This is a genomic window from Haemophilus sp. oral taxon 851 str. F0397 (assembly GCF_000242295.1).
Lineage (GTDB): Bacteria > Pseudomonadota > Gammaproteobacteria > Enterobacterales > Pasteurellaceae > Haemophilus.
In genome coordinates, this window is the sequence record NZ_JH591070.1 from 166,421 (window position 1) to 186,841 (window position 20,421).

18 protein-coding genes are annotated in these 20,421 nt (G+C 37.4%); 6 read left to right on the forward strand and 12 right to left on the reverse strand.

What is annotated here, in order from left to right; translation table 11 throughout:
- Entirely contained in the window at positions 1-612 is a 612-nt protein-coding gene (gene seqA, locus HMPREF9096_RS06350; protein WP_005635399.1) for a replication initiation negative regulator SeqA, read from the reverse strand.
- Positions 613-681: 69 nt separating this feature from the next.
- On the opposite strand from seqA, the gene HMPREF9096_RS06345 reads away from it, so the two are divergent.
- The 3 genes from HMPREF9096_RS06345 to fur all read left to right on the forward strand — a co-directional run bounded on the left by HMPREF9096_RS06345 (position 682) and on the right by fur (position 2,560).
- Positions 682-1,464 carry an alpha/beta fold hydrolase gene (locus HMPREF9096_RS06345; RefSeq protein WP_009500067.1) on the forward strand — a complete coding sequence of 261 codons (783 nt, stop codon included), beginning with the start codon at positions 682-684 and terminating at the stop codon, positions 1,462-1,464.
- Positions 1,465-1,562: 98 nt separating this feature from the next.
- The gene (fldA, locus tag HMPREF9096_RS06340; RefSeq protein WP_005629135.1) at positions 1,563-2,087 is read left to right on the forward strand and encodes a flavodoxin FldA; all 525 of its coding nucleotides are present in this window, start codon (positions 1,563-1,565) and stop codon (positions 2,085-2,087) included.
- A 29-nt stretch (positions 2,088-2,116) separates the two neighbouring features.
- Positions 2,117-2,560, forward strand: coding sequence for a ferric iron uptake transcriptional regulator (gene fur / locus HMPREF9096_RS06335; protein ID WP_005635392.1), 444 nt, complete (start codon positions 2,117-2,119; stop codon positions 2,558-2,560).
- 106 nt (positions 2,561-2,666) lie between these two features.
- Here fur and gdhA read toward each other — a convergent pair whose 3' ends face one another.
- From gdhA to HMPREF9096_RS06305, 7 genes are all read right to left on the reverse strand, one after another.
- Positions 2,667-4,016 (reverse strand): NADP-specific glutamate dehydrogenase, encoded by a 1,350-nt coding sequence (gene gdhA, locus HMPREF9096_RS06330; RefSeq protein WP_009500068.1) that lies wholly within the window; start codon positions 4,014-4,016, stop codon positions 2,667-2,669.
- 376 nt (positions 4,017-4,392) lie between these two features.
- Complete coding sequence (gene tatC, locus HMPREF9096_RS06325; protein WP_009500069.1) at positions 4,393-5,163, reverse strand: twin-arginine translocase subunit TatC; 771 nt, start codon at positions 5,161-5,163, stop codon at positions 4,393-4,395.
- A 9-nt stretch (positions 5,164-5,172) separates the two neighbouring features.
- Positions 5,173-5,736, reverse strand: a complete 564-nt coding sequence (gene tatB / locus HMPREF9096_RS06320) for a Sec-independent protein translocase protein TatB (RefSeq protein WP_009500070.1) — start codon at positions 5,734-5,736, stop codon at positions 5,173-5,175.
- 3 nt (positions 5,737-5,739) lie between these two features.
- A complete protein-coding gene (gene tatA / locus HMPREF9096_RS0108665) occupies positions 5,740-5,967 on the reverse strand; it encodes a twin-arginine translocase TatA/TatE family subunit (RefSeq protein ID WP_005629124.1) in 228 nt (75 codons plus the stop codon).
- Positions 5,968-6,139: 172 nt separating this feature from the next.
- Entirely contained in the window at positions 6,140-7,579 is a 1,440-nt protein-coding gene (locus HMPREF9096_RS06315; protein WP_032803290.1) for a sodium:alanine symporter family protein, read from the reverse strand.
- A gap of 183 nt (positions 7,580-7,762) precedes the next feature.
- On the reverse strand, positions 7,763-8,677 hold the full coding sequence (gene nagK / locus HMPREF9096_RS06310; RefSeq protein ID WP_009500073.1) for an N-acetylglucosamine kinase: 915 nt from the start codon (positions 8,675-8,677) through the stop codon (positions 7,763-7,765).
- Positions 8,678-8,740: 63 nt separating this feature from the next.
- A complete protein-coding gene (locus HMPREF9096_RS06305; protein WP_009500074.1) occupies positions 8,741-9,466 on the reverse strand; it encodes a phosphatase PAP2 family protein in 726 nt (241 codons plus the stop codon).
- Positions 9,467-9,535: 69 nt separating this feature from the next.
- Here HMPREF9096_RS06305 and ribA point away from each other — a divergent pair, with 69 nt between their 5' ends.
- Entirely contained in the window at positions 9,536-10,186 is a 651-nt protein-coding gene (gene ribA / locus HMPREF9096_RS06300; RefSeq protein ID WP_005629111.1) for a GTP cyclohydrolase II, read from the forward strand.
- Positions 10,187-10,506: 320 nt separating this feature from the next.
- Here ribA and HMPREF9096_RS06295 read toward each other — a convergent pair whose 3' ends face one another.
- Complete coding sequence (locus tag HMPREF9096_RS06295) at positions 10,507-12,048, reverse strand: peptide ABC transporter substrate-binding protein (protein ID WP_009500076.1); 1,542 nt, start codon at positions 12,046-12,048, stop codon at positions 10,507-10,509.
- Positions 12,041-12,403 carry a YbaN family protein gene (locus tag HMPREF9096_RS06290; protein WP_009500077.1) on the reverse strand — a complete coding sequence of 121 codons (363 nt, stop codon included), beginning with the start codon at positions 12,401-12,403 and terminating at the stop codon, positions 12,041-12,043. The genes HMPREF9096_RS06295 and HMPREF9096_RS06290 overlap by 8 nt, the downstream gene beginning before the upstream one ends.
- 122 nt (positions 12,404-12,525) lie before the next feature.
- Between HMPREF9096_RS06290 and prlC the strand changes: the two genes are divergently transcribed.
- The gene (gene prlC / locus HMPREF9096_RS06285) at positions 12,526-14,568 is read left to right on the forward strand and encodes an oligopeptidase A (RefSeq protein ID WP_032803298.1); all 2,043 of its coding nucleotides are present in this window, start codon (positions 12,526-12,528) and stop codon (positions 14,566-14,568) included.
- A gap of 309 nt (positions 14,569-14,877) precedes the next feature.
- Complete coding sequence (locus HMPREF9096_RS06280; protein ID WP_009500080.1) at positions 14,878-17,604, forward strand: ESPR-type extended signal peptide-containing protein; 2,727 nt, start codon at positions 14,878-14,880, stop codon at positions 17,602-17,604.
- Positions 17,605-17,716: 112 nt separating this feature from the next.
- On the opposite strand, the gene HMPREF9096_RS06275 is transcribed toward HMPREF9096_RS06280, so the two are convergent.
- Positions 17,717-19,522 (reverse strand): ATP-binding protein, encoded by a 1,806-nt coding sequence (locus tag HMPREF9096_RS06275; RefSeq protein ID WP_032803293.1) that lies wholly within the window; start codon positions 19,520-19,522, stop codon positions 17,717-17,719.
- 113 nt (positions 19,523-19,635) lie between these two features.
- On the reverse strand, positions 19,636-20,223 hold the full coding sequence (locus tag HMPREF9096_RS06270) for a uracil-DNA glycosylase family protein (protein WP_009500082.1): 588 nt from the start codon (positions 20,221-20,223) through the stop codon (positions 19,636-19,638).
- Positions 20,224-20,421: the final 198 nt, after the last annotated feature.

Here is a 20,421-nt window from a genome sequence, read left to right on the forward strand (position 1 = left end):
TTAATTTACCGTGAAATATGCCCGCACTTCATCAATTAAACTTTCAGGCAAATCCATTGATTGCATTGCACCTTCCAACATCAGCATTTTACGGCCACTGTTTGTGTTAGTAATAACCCAATAAGGCGTATCTGGAATTTGTTTTGGTTTTGTATGATTGCCGGTCATTAACAATGTTGCTTCATCGCGCGCAAAATAAACTCGAGTGCGGCCTTGTAAAGATTCTGTGGCTTGCGCAAAACTCTCAGGATTAGTGCGATAAAGCACACGTAGAATTGCTAAGAAACGCGTAACAGCTTTGCCTTCTTCTTGAAATTCTGTCGAGTTCAACAACGTTTGAACTTTTTCTACGATCTGATTAATTGCCGTTATCGGCTGTTTTTTCGTCGGTTTTACACTTTCTGACTTAGCTGGTTCAGTCTGTACTTCTACTTTTGATTCTGTTTTTTCGTTATTTTCAGCCGGAGCAAATGTTAAGTCATCGGCAAAAACACTCGCATGCGCCGGTAAATTAAGCAAACGGCGTAAAATATCCGAAGCACTTTCCCCAATAGAGCGGGTTTGGCTCGCAATGTATTGGTATAATTCTTCATCAACTTCAATGATCTTCATTTTTTTCTCTCTGTTTGCTAGAATTTTTTTAATTATAACGACTTCTTTACAAATTCTCACGCAAAAATTATGGCAAATTCATTGCTCAATTATCAATTTCACCAAGTAAAACAAACGATTAATTCTCCAACTTTAGTTTTTATTCACGGTTTATTCGGGGATATGAATAACCTTGGCATCATCGCTAGAGCTTTTAGCGAAAATTACAATATTTTACGCGTAGATCTGCGCAATCACGGCCATAGTTTTCATTCGGAAAAAATGAATTATCAACTTATGGCTGAAGATGTTATCGCGGTAATCCGCCACTTGAATTTACCCAAAGTGATATTAATTGGCCATTCTATGGGGGGAAAAACCGCCATGAAAATCACCGCACTTTGCCCAGAATTAGTCGAAAAATTAATTGTAATTGATATGTCTCCCCTGCCTTACGAAGGATTTGGGCATAAAGATGTGTTTAATGGCTTGTTCGCTGTCAAAAATACAGCCCCTCAAACTCGTCAAGAAGCCAAACCGCTCTTAGAAAAGGAAATTGACGATCAAGATGTCGTGCAATTTATGCTGAAATCTTTTGAACCCAATTCACCTGATTATTTTCGGTTTAATCTCACCGCACTTTTCAACAATTACGCTAACATTATGGATTGGGAAAAGGTGCATGTACTCACGCCGACGCTGTTTATCAAAGGCGGAAATTCTTCTTATATAAAAATAGAGAATAGCGAAAAAATTTTAGAACAATTTCCTCATGCGACGTCTTTTACTATTAGTGGTTGTGGGCATTGGGTCCATGCTGAAAAACCTGAATTTGTTATACGTGCGATAGAGCGATTTGTAAATAAGAATTAATTCATTTAAATGAGAATACTTTTGTAGTATACTCCCACATAATTTAGGGTATATCCCCTATTTATAATCAATACGTTAAATTTTAAAAGGAAAGAAAAATGGCAGTTGTTGGTCTATTTTATGGCAGTGACACAGGCAATACTGAAAACATCGCGAAAATGATCCAAAAACAATTAGGTAACGACTTAATCGATATTCGTGATATTGCAAAAAGTAGCAAAGAAGATATTGAAGCATACGATTTCTTACTTTTCGGTATTCCGACTTGGTATTACGGCGAAGCACAAGCTGACTGGGATGATTTTTTCCCAACGCTAGAAGAAATTGATTTTACAGATAAACTCGTAGGTATTTTCGGCTGTGGCGATCAAGAAGACTATGCTGATTATTTCTGTGATGCTATCGGCACCGTGCGTGACATCGTAGAACCGCGCGGTGCAATCATTGTGGGTAATTGGCCAACTGAAGGCTATACTTTTGAAGCTTCAAAAGCATTATTAGAAGATGGAACTTTCATTGGGTTGTGTATTGATGAAGATCGCCAACCTGAACTCACGGCAGAACGTGTAGAAAAATGGTGTAAACAAATTTACGATGAAATGTGTTTAGCCGAGCTCGCTTAGCATTTTTCACATAAAAGGAAGGGAACTTTATGTCTGAAGAAAACATTAAATTACTTAAAAAAGCTGGATTAAAAATCACTGAACCTCGTTTAACAATTCTTAGCTTAATGCAAGAACACAAAAACGAACATTTCTCAGCAGAAGATGTGTACAAAATCCTGCTTGATCAAGGGAGTGAAATTGGCTTAGCGACCGTTTACAGAGTATTAAATCAATTTGACGAGGCTCATATTCTGATTCGTCACAATTTTGAAGGGAACAAATCTGTATTTGAATTGGCACCAACTGAACACCATGATCATATTATCTGTGAGGATTGCGGAAAAGTATTTGAATTCAGTGACAATATCATCGAACAACGTCAACGCGAAATTAGCCAACAGTATGGTATTAAGTTAAAAGCACACAGTTTATATCTTTACGGTAAATGTAGTGATATCAATAAGTGCGATGAAAACAATTCAAATAAATAACATCTCTAAGGCGACTCAAGGTCGCCTTTCTTATATTCAAATTTCATCCGAAAAAATAACCGCTCTTTTTTAAAGTGCTGTTATTTTCTATTTAAAATTTTGAGGATTAATAAACACCTTGTGCCAACATAGCATCAGCGACTTTGACGAAACCTGCTACGTTTGCGCCTACCACATAGTTGATATTTTCTTGTCCTTCAATCGTGCCGTATTTTTTACAGTTTGCGTGAATGTCTAACATGATTCGATGCAATTTTGCATCCACTTCTTCTGCAGTCCAATACAAACGTTGTGAGCTTTGCGCCATTTCTAAACCAGAAGTCGCCACGCCACCAGCATTAGCCGCTTTACCAGGTCCAAATAATACACCCGCTTCCTGTAACGCTTCTGTTGCTTCAATGGTAGTTGGCATATTGGCACCTTCAGCGACCAATCTCACGCCATTTTTAATTAAACGTTGAGCATCTGAAAGTTCTAATTCATTTTGAGTTGCACAAGGAAGCGCAATATCAACTTTCACTTCCCAAGGGCGTTTACCTTCAAAATATTGCAAGCCAAATTGTTCTGCATAATCTTTCACTCGACCACGTTTTACATTTTTAATTTCTAAAAGTGCGGCTAATTTTTCAGTAGTAAATCCCTCAGCATCATAAACATAGCCTGATGAGTCAGAGCAAGTCACCACTTTTGCGCCAAGAGATAATGCTTTTTCAATAGCATATTGCGCAACGTTACCAGAACCTGAAACAGATACAACTTTACCCTCAAAACTATCGCCTTTTTCAGCCAACATGGCTTGAGCAAAATAAACTAACCCATATCCCGTTGCTTCTGGACGAATTAAACTCCCCCCAAAAGATAATCCACGCCCAGTAAAGACGCATGCTGCTTGGTTTGATAATTTTTTCATATAGCCCGCTAAATAACCAACTTCGCGCCCACCAACACCAATATCACCCGCAGGCACATCAGTATCAGCCCCTACATGACGATAAAGTTCAGCCATCAATGCTTGGCAAAAACGCATAACTTCTGCATCCGATTTCCCTTTTGGATCAAAGTCTGAACCACCTTTTGCTCCGCCCATAGGCAATGTAGTTAAAGCATTTTTAAATATTTGCTCAAAACCTAAAAATTTTAAAATAGATAAGTTTACTGATGGATGGAATCGCATACCGCCCTTAAATGGACCAATTGCACTATTAAATTGCACTCGGAATGCACGGTTGACTTGCACCTGACCATTGTCATCGGTCCAAGCTACACGGAATTGAAATGCACGTTCAGGCTCGACTAAACGTTCTAATAATCCCTCTGAACGATATTTAGGATTAGCTTCTAAAAAAGGCCAAATAGAAGTAAACACTTCTCTAACCGCTTGTAAAAACTCAGGTTGATGACCATCACGTTGAGCGACTTTTGCTAAGAATGCATCTAAGGAAGCAACTGTTGACATAATGAATTTCCTTCTTTGTTGTTGATGTTGTGTGTATTGTGTTTTTTAATTATGTTCGCCTCATCGGGCACACTGATAATATGCAATGAGCGATTTAACGTTGCAATAATTTTTATGAAGGAAATTTAAAGAAAAACAAAACAGAAAGAAATTATCTAAAAAACCACCTAATTTATTAAATAGAAAATAAAAATAAAGATAATAACCTAATAAAATGATGATGTTTTAGGTGAAAATACGAAACTTTTACTAAGCTATAAATCACATTTAGTCGCGAATAAACCAAAAGATATTGTTTTATGAAAAAACAACGCGAGGATGACATCAATGCAATAAAAAAGGGGCTAAGCCCCCATTTTATATATTAATCGATTCATTATTCTGTTTTTTCTGATTCATCGTTGTTTTCAACCGCACTTTCATCATCTTTGGGTTGATAAAAACGAGCTACTAATAGGCCAAGCTCAAAGAGCAAGCACATCGGCACCGCGAGTAAAGTTTGTGAAAAAACGTCAGGAGGCGTTAAAAGCATGCCGATAAAAAATGCCCCCACGATAATATAAGGACGTTTTCCTGAAAGAGCCTTCACTGTGGTAACACCAGTCCAGCAAAGTAGAATGATAGCTATCGGTACTTCAAAACAAACACCAAAGGCTAAAAACAACGCTAAAGCAAAATCTAAATAACTGCTGATATCTGTTGCAATAGCAACGCCTTCTGGCGCAGTTTGAGTAAAGAAACTAAATACAAACGGGAATACAACGTAATAAGCAAAAGATACGCCACAATAAAATAAAATCGTACTTGAAAATAGCAACGGATAAATCATCCGTTTTTCATGTTGGTACAATGCAGGCGCAACAAAAGCCCAAATTTGATAAAGCAAATAAGGAACAGAAATAAAAACAGCAACAATCGCTGTCAATTTAATTGGCGTAAAGAAAGGCGTTTGAATATTCGTTGCGATCATTGTCGCACCTTTTGGCATAACAGCCGTTAAAGGTGCTGCAACAAAATGATAAATATCGTTGGAAAAATACACCAATGCGACAAAAACCAATACCACACAAATCACACAGCGTAATAAACGGTTTCTTAGCTCAACAAGGTGTGTAATTAGAGGTTGAGATTCATCCACATTACTCATAAAAACTCGCTATAATTCAGTTTTTGAAGATTGAGATTTTGGTGCTGGAGCAATTTCAATCTCATCAGGCGGATAATAATCAGATAAACGCTCGGTCAATTCTGCTTGCTCGTGGGCTTCAAGTACGGTTAAATCTGCAGGTGTTTTTTCTGCTTCAGGTAAAGTTTCCGTAGAAGAATCCTCAGTTAATGCTACATTTTGAGATTTTTCTGCATTTTCAGCCGCACTTTTAATTTCTTTAATTTGCTCTTCCACCGTTGTACCAGCTTGAGCTGCTTTATCTTCTAGCTCTGCTTTCATTTTATCTGCTTGAGCTTTTAATTCTTCCACCGTTTTACTCAATTCTGGTGAAAGGGTTTGCAAGTTCAAAGATTCAGCTTTTTTGATACTATCCTGTAATTCTTGCAATTTTAGTTCTTGTTTCAACTCATTTTGCACATTGGCAGCTAAACCACGAATCGTTTTCACCCAGCCCATCACTGTGCGAATAGCGACAGGCAAACGCTTCGGCCCTAGCACAACTAGGCCAACCACCATCAACAAAACAAGTTCTGAAAAACCAATATCAAACACGGATTAAGCCTGTTCTTTCTCTTTTGTGGTTTCAGTTTTTGCAGATGTTGCATTATTGTCAATAGACTTAAATTCTGCATCTTTTGCTTTTTCATCATCTTGCATTGCTTTTTTAAAGCCTTTTACTGCAGCGCCAAGATCTGAACCCGCATTTCTTAATTTTTTCGTACCGAAAACCAATAAAATGACCACTAATAAGATAATCATTTGAGCAGGGGATAAACCAAACATAATAAACTCCGTTCTGTAAAAAAGAAAAAATTTGGGTCGGAATATACCCTTTTTACCCACTTAGAACAATAGCTATCGGGGATTATTTTCAATTTATCACGATATTAATGATAAAACGCAATATATGAATAAACTAAAAATGGCTAAAAATTTCTTTCTAGCCATTTCATACTTATTTCCAAATGCGAGAATCAAATATTTTCTTACGTAATTCAGGGTGTTCGTCAATTTTAAACTCTGGTGTTTTTCCTTCCTTAAGCTGGCGTTGATAATCCTTCATCAATTTCCATACGATTGGCGACAACATCAAAATTGCGATCAAGTTAATGATTGCCATGACAGCCATTACCGTATCTGCGAAATTCCACACCACATTACCTGAACGAACCGAACCAAAATACACGAAGAATAGCACCATTAAACGGAACAAAAATACAAACCAAGGTTTATTCTTGATAAAACGGATATTGCTTTCCGCATAAGCATAGTTACCAATAATGGAAGAATAAGCGAATAACAATAAGATAAACGCCAGGAAATGCACCCCAAATTCACCTATGTGATATTGCAAGGCATTTTGCGTAAGTGAAATACTTTTTAGCGTTTCGCTACCATAATTATTTGAAAGCAAAATAATAACGGCAGTACAAGAACAAACAATCATGGTATCAACAAATACACCCAACATCTGTACTAAGCCTTGACTAACAGGATGCTTAACATGAGCTGCAGCCGCCGCATTAGGCGCTGACCCCATCCCCGCTTCGTTAGAGAATAGTCCGCGTTTAATTCCCATCATCATTGCTTTTGATACCAGCGCACCAAACATTCCGCCAGCGGCAGCGTCAAAACTAAATGCACTTTGAATGATACGATGAATCACGGAAGGGATCATATCAATATGCATGCCAAGAATAATCACCGCCATAATCAAGTAGAAAAGCGCCATCATTGGCACAAGACTACTTGAAATAATCGCAATGCGCTTAACGCCACCGAAAATAATAAGTGCGGTCAAAATTACTAATGAAATACCGACATATTCCCCTTTCCAATTCCAAGCATTGCTCGTCGCTTCAACAATGGAGTTCGCCTGTACAGAATTAAAGGCAAAACCAAATGTAAAAATTAATGCAAGCGCAAAAGCCACTGCCATACAACGTGATTTTAAACCTTGCACAATATAATAAGCAGGGCCGCCACGGAATGATCCATCTTTATCTTGAATTTTAAATAATTGAGCAAGGGTAGATTCAGCGAAAGCACTCGACATACCAATAAATGCCGTTACCCACATCCAAAACACTGCGCCTTCGCCTCCTAAGGCTATTGCCGTTGCAACCCCACCAATGTTACCCACACCAACGCGGCTCGCAAGACCTGTAGTAAACGCTTGGAAAGGTGTTAATGAACTTCCCTCCACCGCACGACCAAACCACATTTCACGAAGGCTTGCTGGGAATAAACGGAACTGCACAAATCCTGTTGTAATGGTAAAAAATAGACCAGTACCAAGCAAAATAATAATGGTGGCATCCCATAAAGGTCCATCAAGATGTGCGACTATCCAAGTTAGCACTTCTTCTAACATTTTTGAAAATTCAAATTCCATAATCATCCCTCAAGCGATAAATAATTTGATTGTATGGGTTTTCAATGAAAAGGCGAGATTTTTTAATAATTTCTCTAAAGAAAAGAAACACAAACAAGAAAAAATCTAATAAATTTAGAATATTCTAAATATTTTCTAAAACAAAGGGCGTATTATTTGAACACGCCCTACTAGTTTGTTGAATTATTTGGTTAAAAACAACGCTGCCGCACCACGCACACCACCGGAATCGCCGTGTTTCGCTTTTTTAATTGGCGGAACTTTTGCTGTCCGCATCAAATGAGGCGGTAGTGCCTTTAGTAAGGCCTCATAAAGATAGTCAAAATTAGATAATCCACCACCTAACACAATCATATGCGGATCAAATGCCGTAATGATATTGCCAATAGAAATCGCCGCTAATTCAACAAAAAGATTCACAAAATCTACCGCACTTTCATTGCCTTGATAGAACAAATCAATAATTTCACGAGCAGATAATGTTTCGCCTTTCAAATCTCGATAAAGCATTTCAAAACCGCGACCAGACAGATAATTATCCAAACAAGCCTTGTTGCCACAACCGCATTGATAAATTGGGGCTTTATCCCATCCTAATAATTTCAAGGCATGATAATTTAGTTGTAAATGACCAAGCTCTCCCGCCATTCCCACTTGACCTGAATGAACTTTACCGTTTAAGACAAAGCCACCACCAAAACCAGTTCCAAGAATTAAACCAAGTACAGTCGGATATTGCTGATTTTCGACATCCCATGCTTCAGATAACGCAAAGCAATTTGCGTCATTTTCTGCCCGCACTTCACGACCTAAACGCGCAGACAAATCGCGTAAAATTGGTTTATTATCTGCCACACGAATATTGGTAATTTCGGCTAATCCAGTTTGTTGATTAACAAAGCCAGGTACGCCCAAACCTACTGTGCCCACTTCACCAAACTTTTCATCAGCACGATTCACTAAATCCACAATCGTGTTAAGCCATTCTTCATAGTCGGTTTTAGGTGTTGGTACCCGTTCAGAATATAATTTTTCTAATTTTTCATTGAATACGGCAAGCTCTATTTTCGTGCCACCAATATCTAAACCATAATACATAATCTGCTCCTGTATAAAGAAGTGCGGTTAAAATTAGCCAAGATTTTAACCGCACTTAAATCATTATTTTATGACGAAGATCGCCTTTTTCTTTAAAAAGGCAAAAATAATGCTATTAATCAACCATGCCAGCAATGTCGCCACTAATAAATCTATTGGGTAATGCATGCCTAATCGCACACGGCTAATCAACATCAATAAGCCCCACATCGTAATGCCCGCCACCAGCAATTTTGCTTTAAAAGAACGGTTACCTAATAATTGAGTAAAGCCAACAGCAAGCATCAGCCAAGTTGCTGCAAAAATCGTATGTCCTGAGGGAAACGAATACCCTGTTTCATTTTCATAATGATGAACTAACCAAGCTGGCGTAATAGCATCCATCGAATAAAAATCCTTAGCGATTTCTGCACGCAAAGTGCGGTCATTTTTATAAAAGTTTTCAGGCGTTGAATGAGTTTGCTCTGCTAAATAAACAGTAAACGGACGAGGTTCTTCAAACAATGCTTTTGCCCCCGTTTTTGCGGCTTGAGTCGCAATAACTGAAATCCCCATCACAATTACGCCTAATATCCATTGTTTTGGATTTTTGAATAAAAATGCGAACAAAAGCGTAAATAACACACTGGTGATCAACGCATAAGGTACGCTACCCGTTTCAGTGAGCAAATAAAGCCAATAATCAGCTTCAGTTAATTGGCTATTGCCATGCCACTGATAGGAAATACCCCAAATAAAAAATGGTACAAGACAAAGTAATAACGTATATAATGACAGCCTTTTAAACATGCTCGCCCCTTGATAATAAAAAATAACGCGCGCATTCTAACAGAAATGACTACGAATAAGGATCACTTTATGGCAAAAATTCAGCTAGTTGCGCAAGCCAATTTACCCACTGAATACGGCATTTTCAAAATGGTGGGATTTGAATTCCCAGATACCAAAAAAGAACATGTAGCCTTAGTGATGGGTGATATTTCTAATGCTGATGAACCTGTGTTAGCACGCATCCATTCTGAATGTTTAACTGGCGATGCACTCCACAGCTTAAAATGCGATTGTGGGTTCCAACTGGCGACAGCATTGAAACAAATTCAAGAAGAAGGTCGCGGTGTCTTAATTTATCATCGAGAAGAAGGCCGTGGCATTGGTTTGATTAATAAAATCCGCGCTTATTCTTTACAAGATAAAGGAATGGATACGATTGAAGCCAATCTTGCTTTAGGTTTCAAAGCAGATGAACGCAACTTTGAAGTCTGTGCCGATATGTTCGAGCTACTTGGTGTCAAAAAAGTTCGCTTGATGACCAACAACCCAGAAAAAGTAGAAACCATGAAAAAAGCTGGTATCAACGTGGTTGAACGAGTTCCTCTTAATGTGGGCGAAAACCGCTACAACACAAAATATCTTGATACTAAAGCGAAAAAAATGGGGCATTACATTGTGCATAACAATGATGAACAACATTTAATGACCTGTCCACATTGCCAAGAAGAGATTATTTAAGAAAATAATGCATGTAAAAAAAGCCATACTGTTGTATTGAACAGTATGGCTTTTTTATTTAAACTTTATGCCATGGAATAATCAAAAGATTTTTTAGCATATTGCTAAAAACGAGAAACCCCGTCTCGTATTCCAAAGATCGGGGCTTATCAAGAGTAAGTAAAATGAAAAAAATACTCTTTTTCATTTTCTTGATTATCTGTTGTTTAGTTAGCTGTTCAGGCACAGTTATCTAAGATAATCGCTACGGGGACGATGTAGGAGTTGTCCCCAATGCCTCCAATCTTAAAGAATTCTCTCCTTAATTGCAAGCGCGATTACTAATTTTTAACCTTTCGCCACAAATCTTTACTATAAATGGTTCCAACAGAATTTACTTGCGTGCCCATTATACTTGGCGCAAGATAAACTGGCGTATTATATTGAAAAATGGGTAACACTAAATATTCTTGTTGAACAATCCCTTTTAACTTCGCGTAATTTTCTAACCGCACTTTTTCGGATGTCGTCGTCATTGCTCTTTCAAATAAACGATCAAATTCGGCATTTTTATAGCCATTTTTGTTATCAGGGCTTTTTGAATAGAACAAATTTAAGAAAGCGATGGGATCATTAAAATCAGCACACCAGCCAGATCGAATTAATTGAAAATCGCCTTTTGTGCGAGCCGTTTGCAATTCTTGCCAACTCATCCCCTGATTTTCAACTCGTAATAAATCTGATTGCGATAATTGGCGATTTAATCGCGTTGCAATGGTTTGATTCAGAGAAGAATCATCATAACGAATGCGTAATTTCAACGGATGAGTTTCACTAATTTGATTTTGGGAAAGAAGCTGTTCTGCAACAACTGGCTCCCAAACCGATTCTTGCTCACCTAGCATAGATTTTGGCAAAAAAGTATTACTAGGATGAAGATGAGTAATATCGGCAACCAAATTTTTCGTAGAAACCATCGAAGCAATCGCTTTTCTTACCGCACTTTTTTGCAACATAGGATCGGCAAGATTAAACTCATAGAAATAAGTACAAAGTTGCGGATAATCTTGGATATTTTGAACTGTTTTTTGCGGATTTATTACAACATCAAAATCGGACAAATCTGCATCAGCTGCAATTTTTTGATACTTCACTTGCTGAAATATCACTTTTTCTTTCGCCCAATAATAAGGATTGGCAGTTAAAATATGCTGATTTTCAGCCTGGCTTTGTAATTGATAGGCACCATTGCTGATAAACGTTTCAGTCGATTTCGTATAGCTAGGCAAAAGGCTGACGTGCGCCAGCATAGAAGGTAAATATGGCGATGCTTTATCTAATTCAATGCGTAAAGTGCGGTCATTTTCGGCAAATAATCCAAGTGATTCCACAGCTAGTGTTTTTTCCAATACTGCCTTCGCATTTTTCACATTCATGAAAGCCAAATAATTCTTTAGTGGGCTTTCAGATTGAGAAAGTACTTGCCAAGATTGTACAAAGTCAGAGGCAGTCACCACTTCACCATTTGACCATTTGGCATTTTCACGCAAAGTGAAAATCCACGTTTTATTATCTTTAGTTTGCCAGCTTTCTGCTACGGCAGGAACAAGATTACCTTGCGGGTCATAAGCTGTTAAGCCTTCAAAAATATCGCGTAATAATTGAGTTTGTTCTTCGCTTTGTGCTTGCCAAGACAGTAAAGTAAGATCGCCATAAACACCGCGTTTTAATTCAGCTCGGTTAGATTCCAATTGAGTATTTTTCGGTGTCTCAACTTGTGGCGAAACAGGCTTGGAATTATCTAATTTATCACAAGCCACCACCGTAAGAATGATGGAAAAAATAACCGCACTTCGTTGGCACAAAGTGAGAAAATTATTCATTTTCAGTTTTAACCCAAAATAAGAAGAACCAAAACTTAATACAAATCAACGCCGCAATAACGCTACGCCCCATTACGCTTGGCGTGAAATAAAAACCAATGAGCAACATAGTGGTCGCAAAACTCAAAATGCAAATTTTAGTATTTTTCTTTAATGTACGATTTTCATTAAAAGATTTAAGATGTTTTTGATAAATACTTGTGCCTAAGAACCATTGTTCTAAGCGTTTTGAACCTTTTGCAAAGAAAAATAAAGTGAGTAATAAAAAAGGCGTGGTCGGTAAAATAGGAAGGAAAATCCCAATGATGCCAAGTGCAAGAGAAAGAAAACCTAAAACAATGTAAATAAATTTCATAATGTTCCTAATAAAAAGAAAATGCGAACCATTATTACTGAATTTTTAGATTTTTCAACCTTGATATTATAGAATTTGCCGTCACATAAAAAGTAGTTTTCAAAAAAGGAACATTTATGTCTATGTCAAATCCATTACTTAACATTCAAGGCTTACCGCCATTTTCACAAATCAAGCCAGAACATATTCAACCGGCTGTTGAAAAATTAATTCAAGACTGTCGCGATACGATAGAACAAGTGTTAAAACAACCGCACTTTACTTGGGAAAATTTCATTTTGCCTTTAACGGAAACCAATGATCGCTTAAATCGAGCTTGGTCACCCGTTTCTCATCTCAATTCAGTAAAAAATAGTGCTGAATTACGTGAAGCCTATCAAGCGTGCTTGCCTTTACTTTCTGAATACAGCACTTGGGTTGGCCAGCATAAAGGGCTTTATAATGCCTATTTAGCGTTAAAAAACAGTGCTGAATTTGCGGACTATTCTATTGCGCAAAAGAAAGCCATTGAAAATTCACTGCGTGATTTTGAACTTTCAGGTATCGGGCTTTCAGAAGACAAACAACAACGTTATGGCGAAATTGTGGCGCGCTTATCGGAATTAAATTCACAATTTAGCAATAACGTCTTAGATGCAACAATGGGTTGGGAAAAACTCATTGAAAATGAATCAGAACTTGCTGGCTTGCCTGAATCCGCACTGCAAGCAGCACAACAATCTGCCGAAAGTAAAGGATTGAAAGGTTATCGTTTTACGTTAGAAATCCCAAGTTATTTACCTGTAATGACTTACTGTGAAAATCGTGTATTGCGTGAAGAAATGTACCGTGCTTATGCGACACGTGCCTCTGAACAAGGCCCTAACGCAGGCAAATGGGACAACAGTAAAGTCATGGAAGAAATTCTTACGTTACGCGTGGAATTGGCGAAATTACTCGGTTTTAATACTTACACCGAACTTTCACTTGCCACCAAAATGGCAGAAAACCCACAGCAAGTGCTTGATTTCTTAGATCATCTTGCCGAACGTGCCAAACCACAAGGCGAAAAAAAATTACAAGAATTAAAAGATTACTGCAAAAAAGAATTTGGTGTCACTGAACTTGCGCCTTGGGATATTGGTTTTTACAGCGAAAAACAAAAACAACATTTATACGCCATTAATGATGAAGAACTTCGCCCATATTTTCCTGAAAATCGCGTAATTTCAGGGTTGTTTGAATTGATTAAACGTATTTTCAATATTCGTGCGGTTGAACGCAAAGGCGTGGATACTTGGCATAAAGATGTGCGCTTCTTTGATTTAATTGATGAAAACGATCAACTCCGTGGCAGTTTCTATCTTGATTTATATGCACGCGAACATAAACGTGGTGGCGCGTGGATGGATGATTGTATTGGGCGCAAGCGTAAACTGGATGGCTGTATTCAAACCCCAGTGGCGTATTTAACTTGCAACTTCAACGCACCGATAGGGAATAAACCAGCGTTATTTACGCACGATGAAGTGACTACGCTATTCCACGAATTTGGTCATGGCATTCATCATATGCTCACACAAATTGATGTATCCGATGTTGCGGGGATTAACGGCGTGCCTTGGGATGCAGTGGAGTTACCAAGTCAATTTATGGAAAACTGGTGCTGGGAAGAAGAGGCTTTAGCGTTTATTTCAGGACATTACGAAACAGGCGAGCCGTTGCCAAAAGAAAAACTCACGCAATTGTTAAAAGCGAAAAATTTCCAAGCCGCAATGTTTATTTTACGCCAGCTTGAATTTGGGATTTTTGATTTCCGTTTGCATCACACCTTTGATGCGGAAAAAACCAATCAAATTTTAGAAACACTTAAAGCGGTGAAATCACAAGTTGCCGTCATAAAAGGCGTAGATTGGGCAAGAACCCCGCACAGCTTCAGCCATATTTTTGCAGGGGGCTACGCCGCAGGTTATTACAGCTATTTATGGGCTGAAGTGTTATCAGCTGATGCTTATTCTCGCTTTGAAGAAGAAGGTATTTTCAATCCAATCACTGGCAAATCATTCTTAGATGAAATTCTCACGCGTGGTGGCTCAGAAGAACCAATGGAACTCTTCAAACGCTTCCGTGGTCGTGAACCGCAATTAGATGCGTTGTTAAGACATAAAGGCATTGCAAATAACTAATCATCAGGCGGACTTAAGTCCGCCTTTCAATTTTTCATTCATTAGAAACCCCTTCTACATACGTTACACACGTTAAACCGATAAACACATAATTCATAAAAGAATTTATACTGGAAAACGATTTATCAATGAAAATAAAATGTAAATAAATGTAAATATTTGTAAATATTCTTTACCACGATCATCTTTTAAATATAATGGCCGCACTTTAGATTAACCAGTAATAATGACTGGTTATTTTATTGGCTGAAGTTTATTCAGAACAATTATTAACCATCATTAATTTAAAAATATTTAGGATGAATAAAAATGAATCGAATTTATAAAACTATTTGGAATGCAGCAACGCAATCATGGACTGTGGCAGGAGAGTTAGCTTCTGCAAAAGGCAAAAGTGCATCGAAAAAAGTTACAACATTAACCGCACTTTCCATTGCATCAGTATTGGGTGTATCAAATGCGATGGCGGCAGTATCAATCAATGCCTCTGGAACGGATCTCGCGATAAAGAAAGAAGAGCTTGCGACCAATACACTACCTATCGCAGAAATTAAAGATAGTGATAGGAATATTATTGTAATTAACAATGGGCAAAAAGTTAATATTGAATCTGATGGTAAAGATCGAGCAAAAAATGTAATTGTTATAGGGTCTCAAAATAAGCATATCTATGATGAACAAATTTTAATCGGTAACAAAATTAATAGCCCATTCTATCCTGAGCATGGTATATCTGCTGGTAAAGCAGGTGATGTTGCTATCGGTAACCGCATTACATTAGGTGGTTCATATTCATCAGGTAAGGATGCTAAAGACGCCTTTAGTACCGCTGTTGGTTATGCTGCTCAAGCTGTAGGCCCAGTTGTTGCCATGGGTGTTGGGGCTCGTTCAGATATGCGGGATACCCAAGGCTGGGATTCAGTGAAAAGCGGTATTGTAGCGGTAGGTCCTTTTGCTTTAGCAGCAGATAATAAAAATGGGACGACCGCAGTTGGTGCTCTATCTGCATCAAACTATGACCATTCTGTTTCATTAGGTTTACTCTCTGGGGCTGCTAATGACTGGGAAAACCGCGGTCTTGGTGAACAATTTAACCCAATTCCAGCTGGGGCAGAAAATGACGCTAAGCGAAAAGAAAGAGATGAATATGCAACCTTCAAAATTAATGAGGCTCAGGGGGGAAGCCCACGAATGACCTCTATTGGTTATATGGCGGGTGCGCGCGGTACGAATGCTATTGCTATAGGTGCTAAAGCAACTACGGGTATCACGCATACATCAAATGGTTATAATGCTATCGCTCTTGGCCCATGGGCTCGTGCATTAACCCATAACTCTTTAGCCATTGGCGATAGTGCTATCGCTGGAGGCACAACAAAGGAAGAGCGTGAAGCACTTCAGAAAGAAATTACTCGTCTTACAGCATTAAGAGATAAAGCAGATGAGCAAGTAAGAAATGCAAATAAGTTGTTAGAAAAAGATGCTAGTGCTGAAAACAAATTTAAAGTGGCATCAGCACAAGCTGCACTTGAAAGGGTAAAACTTGCTCTCGCAAGAGCTACAGAAGAGAGTAATGAGCAAAACTATAGTCTACCAGTCGAGAAGCAGATCAAATATGCCATGGCAATTGGTTCAGGTGCAAAAGCAAATAATGCTGAAACTATCGCACTTGGTCGTTTATCAAGAGTATCTGGTGAAAAATCCGTTGCAATTGGTTCAACCAATGAAATTGATTCAAATAAGGCTGTTGCATTAGGTAACAATATTAAAATTAATGCAGCAGATGGAAAAAAACGTGATGGTGCCGTTGTATTAGGTGATAGCAGCGATGGTGAAAAGATTACCGTTAGAGCAGTAAATAAAGCTGAAGTTAATGGCGTAACATATGACGGATTTGAGGGAACCTTGGGGGCAGCTAAAGGTGTGCTTGATGATGCAGCAGATCAAGGCCGCTTTGTTTCTATCGGTTCAAAAGGTAACGAACGCCAAATCAAACACGTGGCAGCTGGTGAGATTTTGGCAACATCAACCGATGCAATTAATGGTTCACAGCTTTATATGGTTGCAAATCAAGTTGGTGCAAATAAAAAAGACATTGATGCTAATAAAAAAGGCATTGAGGCTAATAAAAAAGCAATTGATGATATAAATGCAAATATAACTACTATCAATCAAACTATTGCAGGTAACCACTGGATCATTGCTGATGACAAAGGTAATGATAGTAAAGTTCAAAATACCAATACAGTCAAATTTAAAGGTGAAAATGGTGTAGATGTTAGTCTAGATAGTAATAATAAGACAGTAACTATCAGTGCTGATTCTTCTAACACACCGACAGTTTATACTGATAAGGATGGAAACAAAGTTGTAAACAATAATGGTAAGTTCTTTAAAGTTGATGCTAATGGTAAACCAACAACTACAGAAGTTAAAAATGATGATGTAATTGTATCGGTTAAAAATCCTAATGCAGGAAAAGATAAAGCGGGAGCTCCAACAACTATCACTAATGTGAAAGATGCTAAGTTAACCGATGATTCAAAAGATGCCGTAAATGGTAGCCAATTATATAAAACAAATAGTGATGTTAAAAAGAACGCTGATTCTATTAACAACTTAACAAACCAAGTTAATGGAAATAAAGACAAAATTGGAGAGTTAGATCAACGTATTAATAATATCAATACTAACATCAATAATGCTGTTGGTGATCAGGTAAGAAATATTAATAAGCGTATTGATGGCGTTGAAAATCGTGTAAATCACCTTGATAACAAAATCAATAACGTTGATAAACGCGCAAGCCGTGGTATCGCGACTGCAGGTGCAATGGGTATGTTACCACAGCCACATATTTCAGGTCGTTCAATGGTTTCTGCAGCAACGACAAGCTATCGTGGTCAGCAATCTTTAGCAGTGGGTTATTCTCGCTTATCTGATAATGGTAAACACATTATCAAATTCAGCGGTGCATCTAACCTTTCTGGTAAAAAAGATGCGATGGTTGGTGCAGCATACGGATACCAATGGTAATCCAATAACAATAATAAGTCTCTAAAGTAAATAAAGAACCCAGCAAATGCTGGGTTCTTTTTTAACATACCAGTATTAACTTTAAATAAATCAACTTATCCAAATTCCCTGTCTATTCATCATCAGTGTGACAAAATTGAGCTAAATCTTCTACATTTTCTAACCACTGATTTCCAATTTCATCAATCAATTCAGTGCAATTAAAAACATCAGAATTTTTAGCCGCACTTTCTAAAGCATCCGCTAATTGACGTAAATGATTTAACCCTACCGATGCCGCTGCGCCTTTAATTTTATGGGCAGTATCTTCTGTTTCTTTCATATTATCTTTTGATAATTGAGTAAGATAATTTGGCATCGTTTGTTTGAATAAAGATAAATTTTCTAAAATTTGGGATTTTCCAAGCGTTTCAATCAGCGCTAAATCAAACTGTTGTGAAACCTCATTATCATCATTCATTTCTATAATAGATTCGCTTTCATCCGCAAAAAATTGCTGTAGACAATGCTGTAAATCCTTAATTGAAATGGGTTTGCGTAATACGCCATCCATGCCCATTTCTAAATATTCTTGCTCGCTTTGCATAACATTGGCAGTAAAAGCAATCATTGGCGGTAAAAAATCATAAATACCGTTCTCATAGTTCTCTCGCAAATATTGGGCGATTTCAAAACCACTCATATCTGGTAATTTAATATCTAGCAATAAAATGTCGTAAACATTTTTCTCAAATAAAGTGATCGCCTGCTTGCCATTTGTCGCAACATCAACATGATGCCCAAGTTTTTCCAAAATAGTTTTCGCAACCATTATATTAAGATCAACATCTTCCACTAAAAGAATGTTCAAGGATGGAATATTTTTCTTAACGGATTCTTTTTCAGAAATTTCTTGAGCGTGGAGAGTAAGATGGAAAGTTGCGCCTTTTCCTCGTTCACTTTCAACCGTTAAATCTCCTTCCATTAACTGAGCGAGATTTTTAGAAATAGCCAATCCAATACCGCTACCCGCACTTTGCTGGCGACTTTCTTTCACTTGATAATACATTTCAAAAATATGTTTTTGTTCTTCAGGCGAAATCCCCATTCCTGTATCTTTCACAATAAAATGGTAACAATCCTGATTTCTGATAATTTTCAGAATAATATTTCCCTGATCTGTAAACTTCACCGCATTACTAATTAAGTTCCACAAAATTTGGCTCAAGCGCACACGATCAAGATTCAACCAATTAGGCAAATTAGGTTCAAGCTCTAAAGAAAAAATAAGATTTTTTTGTTTGGCGAGGAAACTAGCAAAATTATAAATATCGTTTAATAAGGCGGGGAAATCTGTTGGCTGGCGATTTAATTCAATTCGACTGGCATCGATTTTTTCCAAATCAATAATATCGCTAAAAATATAGCCTAAGCTGACCGCACTTATGTTGATAGTTTTTAAATAATTACGTTGACGATCATCTAATTCATCATCAAGTAAAATCTGGCTAAGCCCTACAATACCATTTAATGGCGTGCGCAATTCATGGCTTATTGTGGCAAGTAAGGTACTTTTATCACGGCTATTTTTTTCTAACTTTTCCAATGCTTGGGATAATTTTTTCTGAGCGGCAATTCGCTCGGCGACCTCATTTTCCAATCGATTAACCGAGCTAGAAAGATCAAGACGAGAATGTTCAAGTTTTTCGACTAATAAAGTAAAAAAATAAATAACAAAAGGCGCAGTGAGTAAGCCAAAAGTTACCGAACGAAAAATATCTACCCAAGAAATCTGATGAACAATAAATAGACTAAATAAAATTTGAGTACAAAGTGCTAAAACCGCAAGAATCATCACGCCTAAAAGAGAAAAACGAAGGCGCCCAAGACGAATAACCCAATCTACATAACTCTGAGCAAAATATTTGAAATTTTTCATCAAATCTCCTAAAACATTATTATCGTTATAAAAAAACCTGTGCATACAGGCTTTATTATATCCATAAAGTAAAAGAGATTGTTATTACTATGTATACGTAAGAAATGAAAAACTTAGTCTTTATTAATTATCTGTTTAACTAAAATTTGTAATTCAGGAATAACTTGTTCTTCAAACCAAGGATTCTTTGTTATCCAAAGCTGATTACGTGGGGAAGGATGCACAAGAGGCATAAAGTGCGGTAAGAATTGACGATAATTTTTAACAGTGTCAGTTACATTATTTTTGTTTTCAGGTAAATAATATTTCTGTGCGTATTGCCCAATAAGAATAGTGAGCTGAATATTAGGTAAATGCTCTAAAATCATTGGATGCCATTTTTCGGCGAAACCTTGACGAGGTGATAAGTCACCAGATTTACCTTTTCCAGGATAATAGAAATCCATAGGAAGAACCGCAAACATCCCAGAATTATAAAAATAATCGTAATCTACTCCCAACCATTTACGTAAACGCTCACCGCTTTTATCATTCCAATATAAACGAGTTTGCTCAGCTTTTAACCCTGGAGCTTGACCAACAATATTAATTCGAGCTGTTTTAGGCGCCGAAAATAAAGGGAAAATTCCACGTTCTGTAAAATCTTTATTTTGGGGGTCAGTGATAATACCTGAGGTTATTTCATCTAAATTTTTAAGCATAATGGATGAGATTAGAAATGAGTATATAAAGTCTATTTGAAAAATATAAGAAATCAAAACAGTAAATGATATAAATAGACATATTTATTGAAAATTAAATATCATACTCTTATTTGATTAAATAATGAGTAAATTCCAAAAAACAAAACCCCAGTACTTCAACTGGGGTTCTTCTGTTTTTATTTGATTTAACTTAGA

Excerpts from the sequence above, each read along its gene's own strand:
- seqA (WP_005635399.1), bottom strand. The coding sequence starts at position 612 with ATGAAGATCATTGAAGTTGATGAAGAATTATACCAATACATTGCGAGC.
- HMPREF9096_RS06345 (WP_009500067.1), top strand. The coding sequence starts at position 682 with ATGGCAAATTCATTGCTCAATTATCAATTTCACCAAGTAAAACAAACG.
- fldA (WP_005629135.1), top strand. The coding sequence starts at position 1,563 with ATGGCAGTTGTTGGTCTATTTTATGGCAGTGACACAGGCAATACTGAA.
- fur (WP_005635392.1), top strand. The coding sequence starts at position 2,117 with ATGTCTGAAGAAAACATTAAATTACTTAAAAAAGCTGGATTAAAAATC.
- gdhA (WP_009500068.1), bottom strand. The coding sequence starts at position 4,016 with ATGTCAACAGTTGCTTCCTTAGATGCATTCTTAGCAAAAGTCGCTCAA.
- tatC (WP_009500069.1), bottom strand. The coding sequence starts at position 5,163 with ATGAGTAATGTGGATGAATCTCAACCTCTAATTACACACCTTGTTGAG.
- tatA (WP_005629124.1), bottom strand. The coding sequence starts at position 5,967 with ATGTTTGGTTTATCCCCTGCTCAAATGATTATCTTATTAGTGGTCATT.
- HMPREF9096_RS06315 (WP_032803290.1), bottom strand. The coding sequence starts at position 7,579 with ATGGAATTTGAATTTTCAAAAATGTTAGAAGAAGTGCTAACTTGGATA.
- nagK (WP_009500073.1), bottom strand. The coding sequence starts at position 8,677 with ATGTATTATGGTTTAGATATTGGTGGCACGAAAATAGAGCTTGCCGTA.
- HMPREF9096_RS06305 (WP_009500074.1), bottom strand. The coding sequence starts at position 9,466 with ATGTTTAAAAGGCTGTCATTATATACGTTATTACTTTGTCTTGTACCA.
- ribA (WP_005629111.1), top strand. The coding sequence starts at position 9,536 with ATGGCAAAAATTCAGCTAGTTGCGCAAGCCAATTTACCCACTGAATAC.
- HMPREF9096_RS06295 (WP_009500076.1), bottom strand. The coding sequence starts at position 12,048 with ATGAATAATTTTCTCACTTTGTGCCAACGAAGTGCGGTTATTTTTTCC.
- HMPREF9096_RS06290 (WP_009500077.1), bottom strand. The coding sequence starts at position 12,403 with ATGAAATTTATTTACATTGTTTTAGGTTTTCTTTCTCTTGCACTTGGC.
- prlC (WP_032803298.1), top strand. The coding sequence starts at position 12,526 with ATGTCAAATCCATTACTTAACATTCAAGGCTTACCGCCATTTTCACAA.
- HMPREF9096_RS06280 (WP_009500080.1), top strand. The coding sequence starts at position 14,878 with ATGAATCGAATTTATAAAACTATTTGGAATGCAGCAACGCAATCATGG.
- HMPREF9096_RS06275 (WP_032803293.1), bottom strand. The coding sequence starts at position 19,522 with ATGAAAAATTTCAAATATTTTGCTCAGAGTTATGTAGATTGGGTTATT.
- HMPREF9096_RS06270 (WP_009500082.1), bottom strand. The coding sequence starts at position 20,223 with ATGCTTAAAAATTTAGATGAAATAACCTCAGGTATTATCACTGACCCC.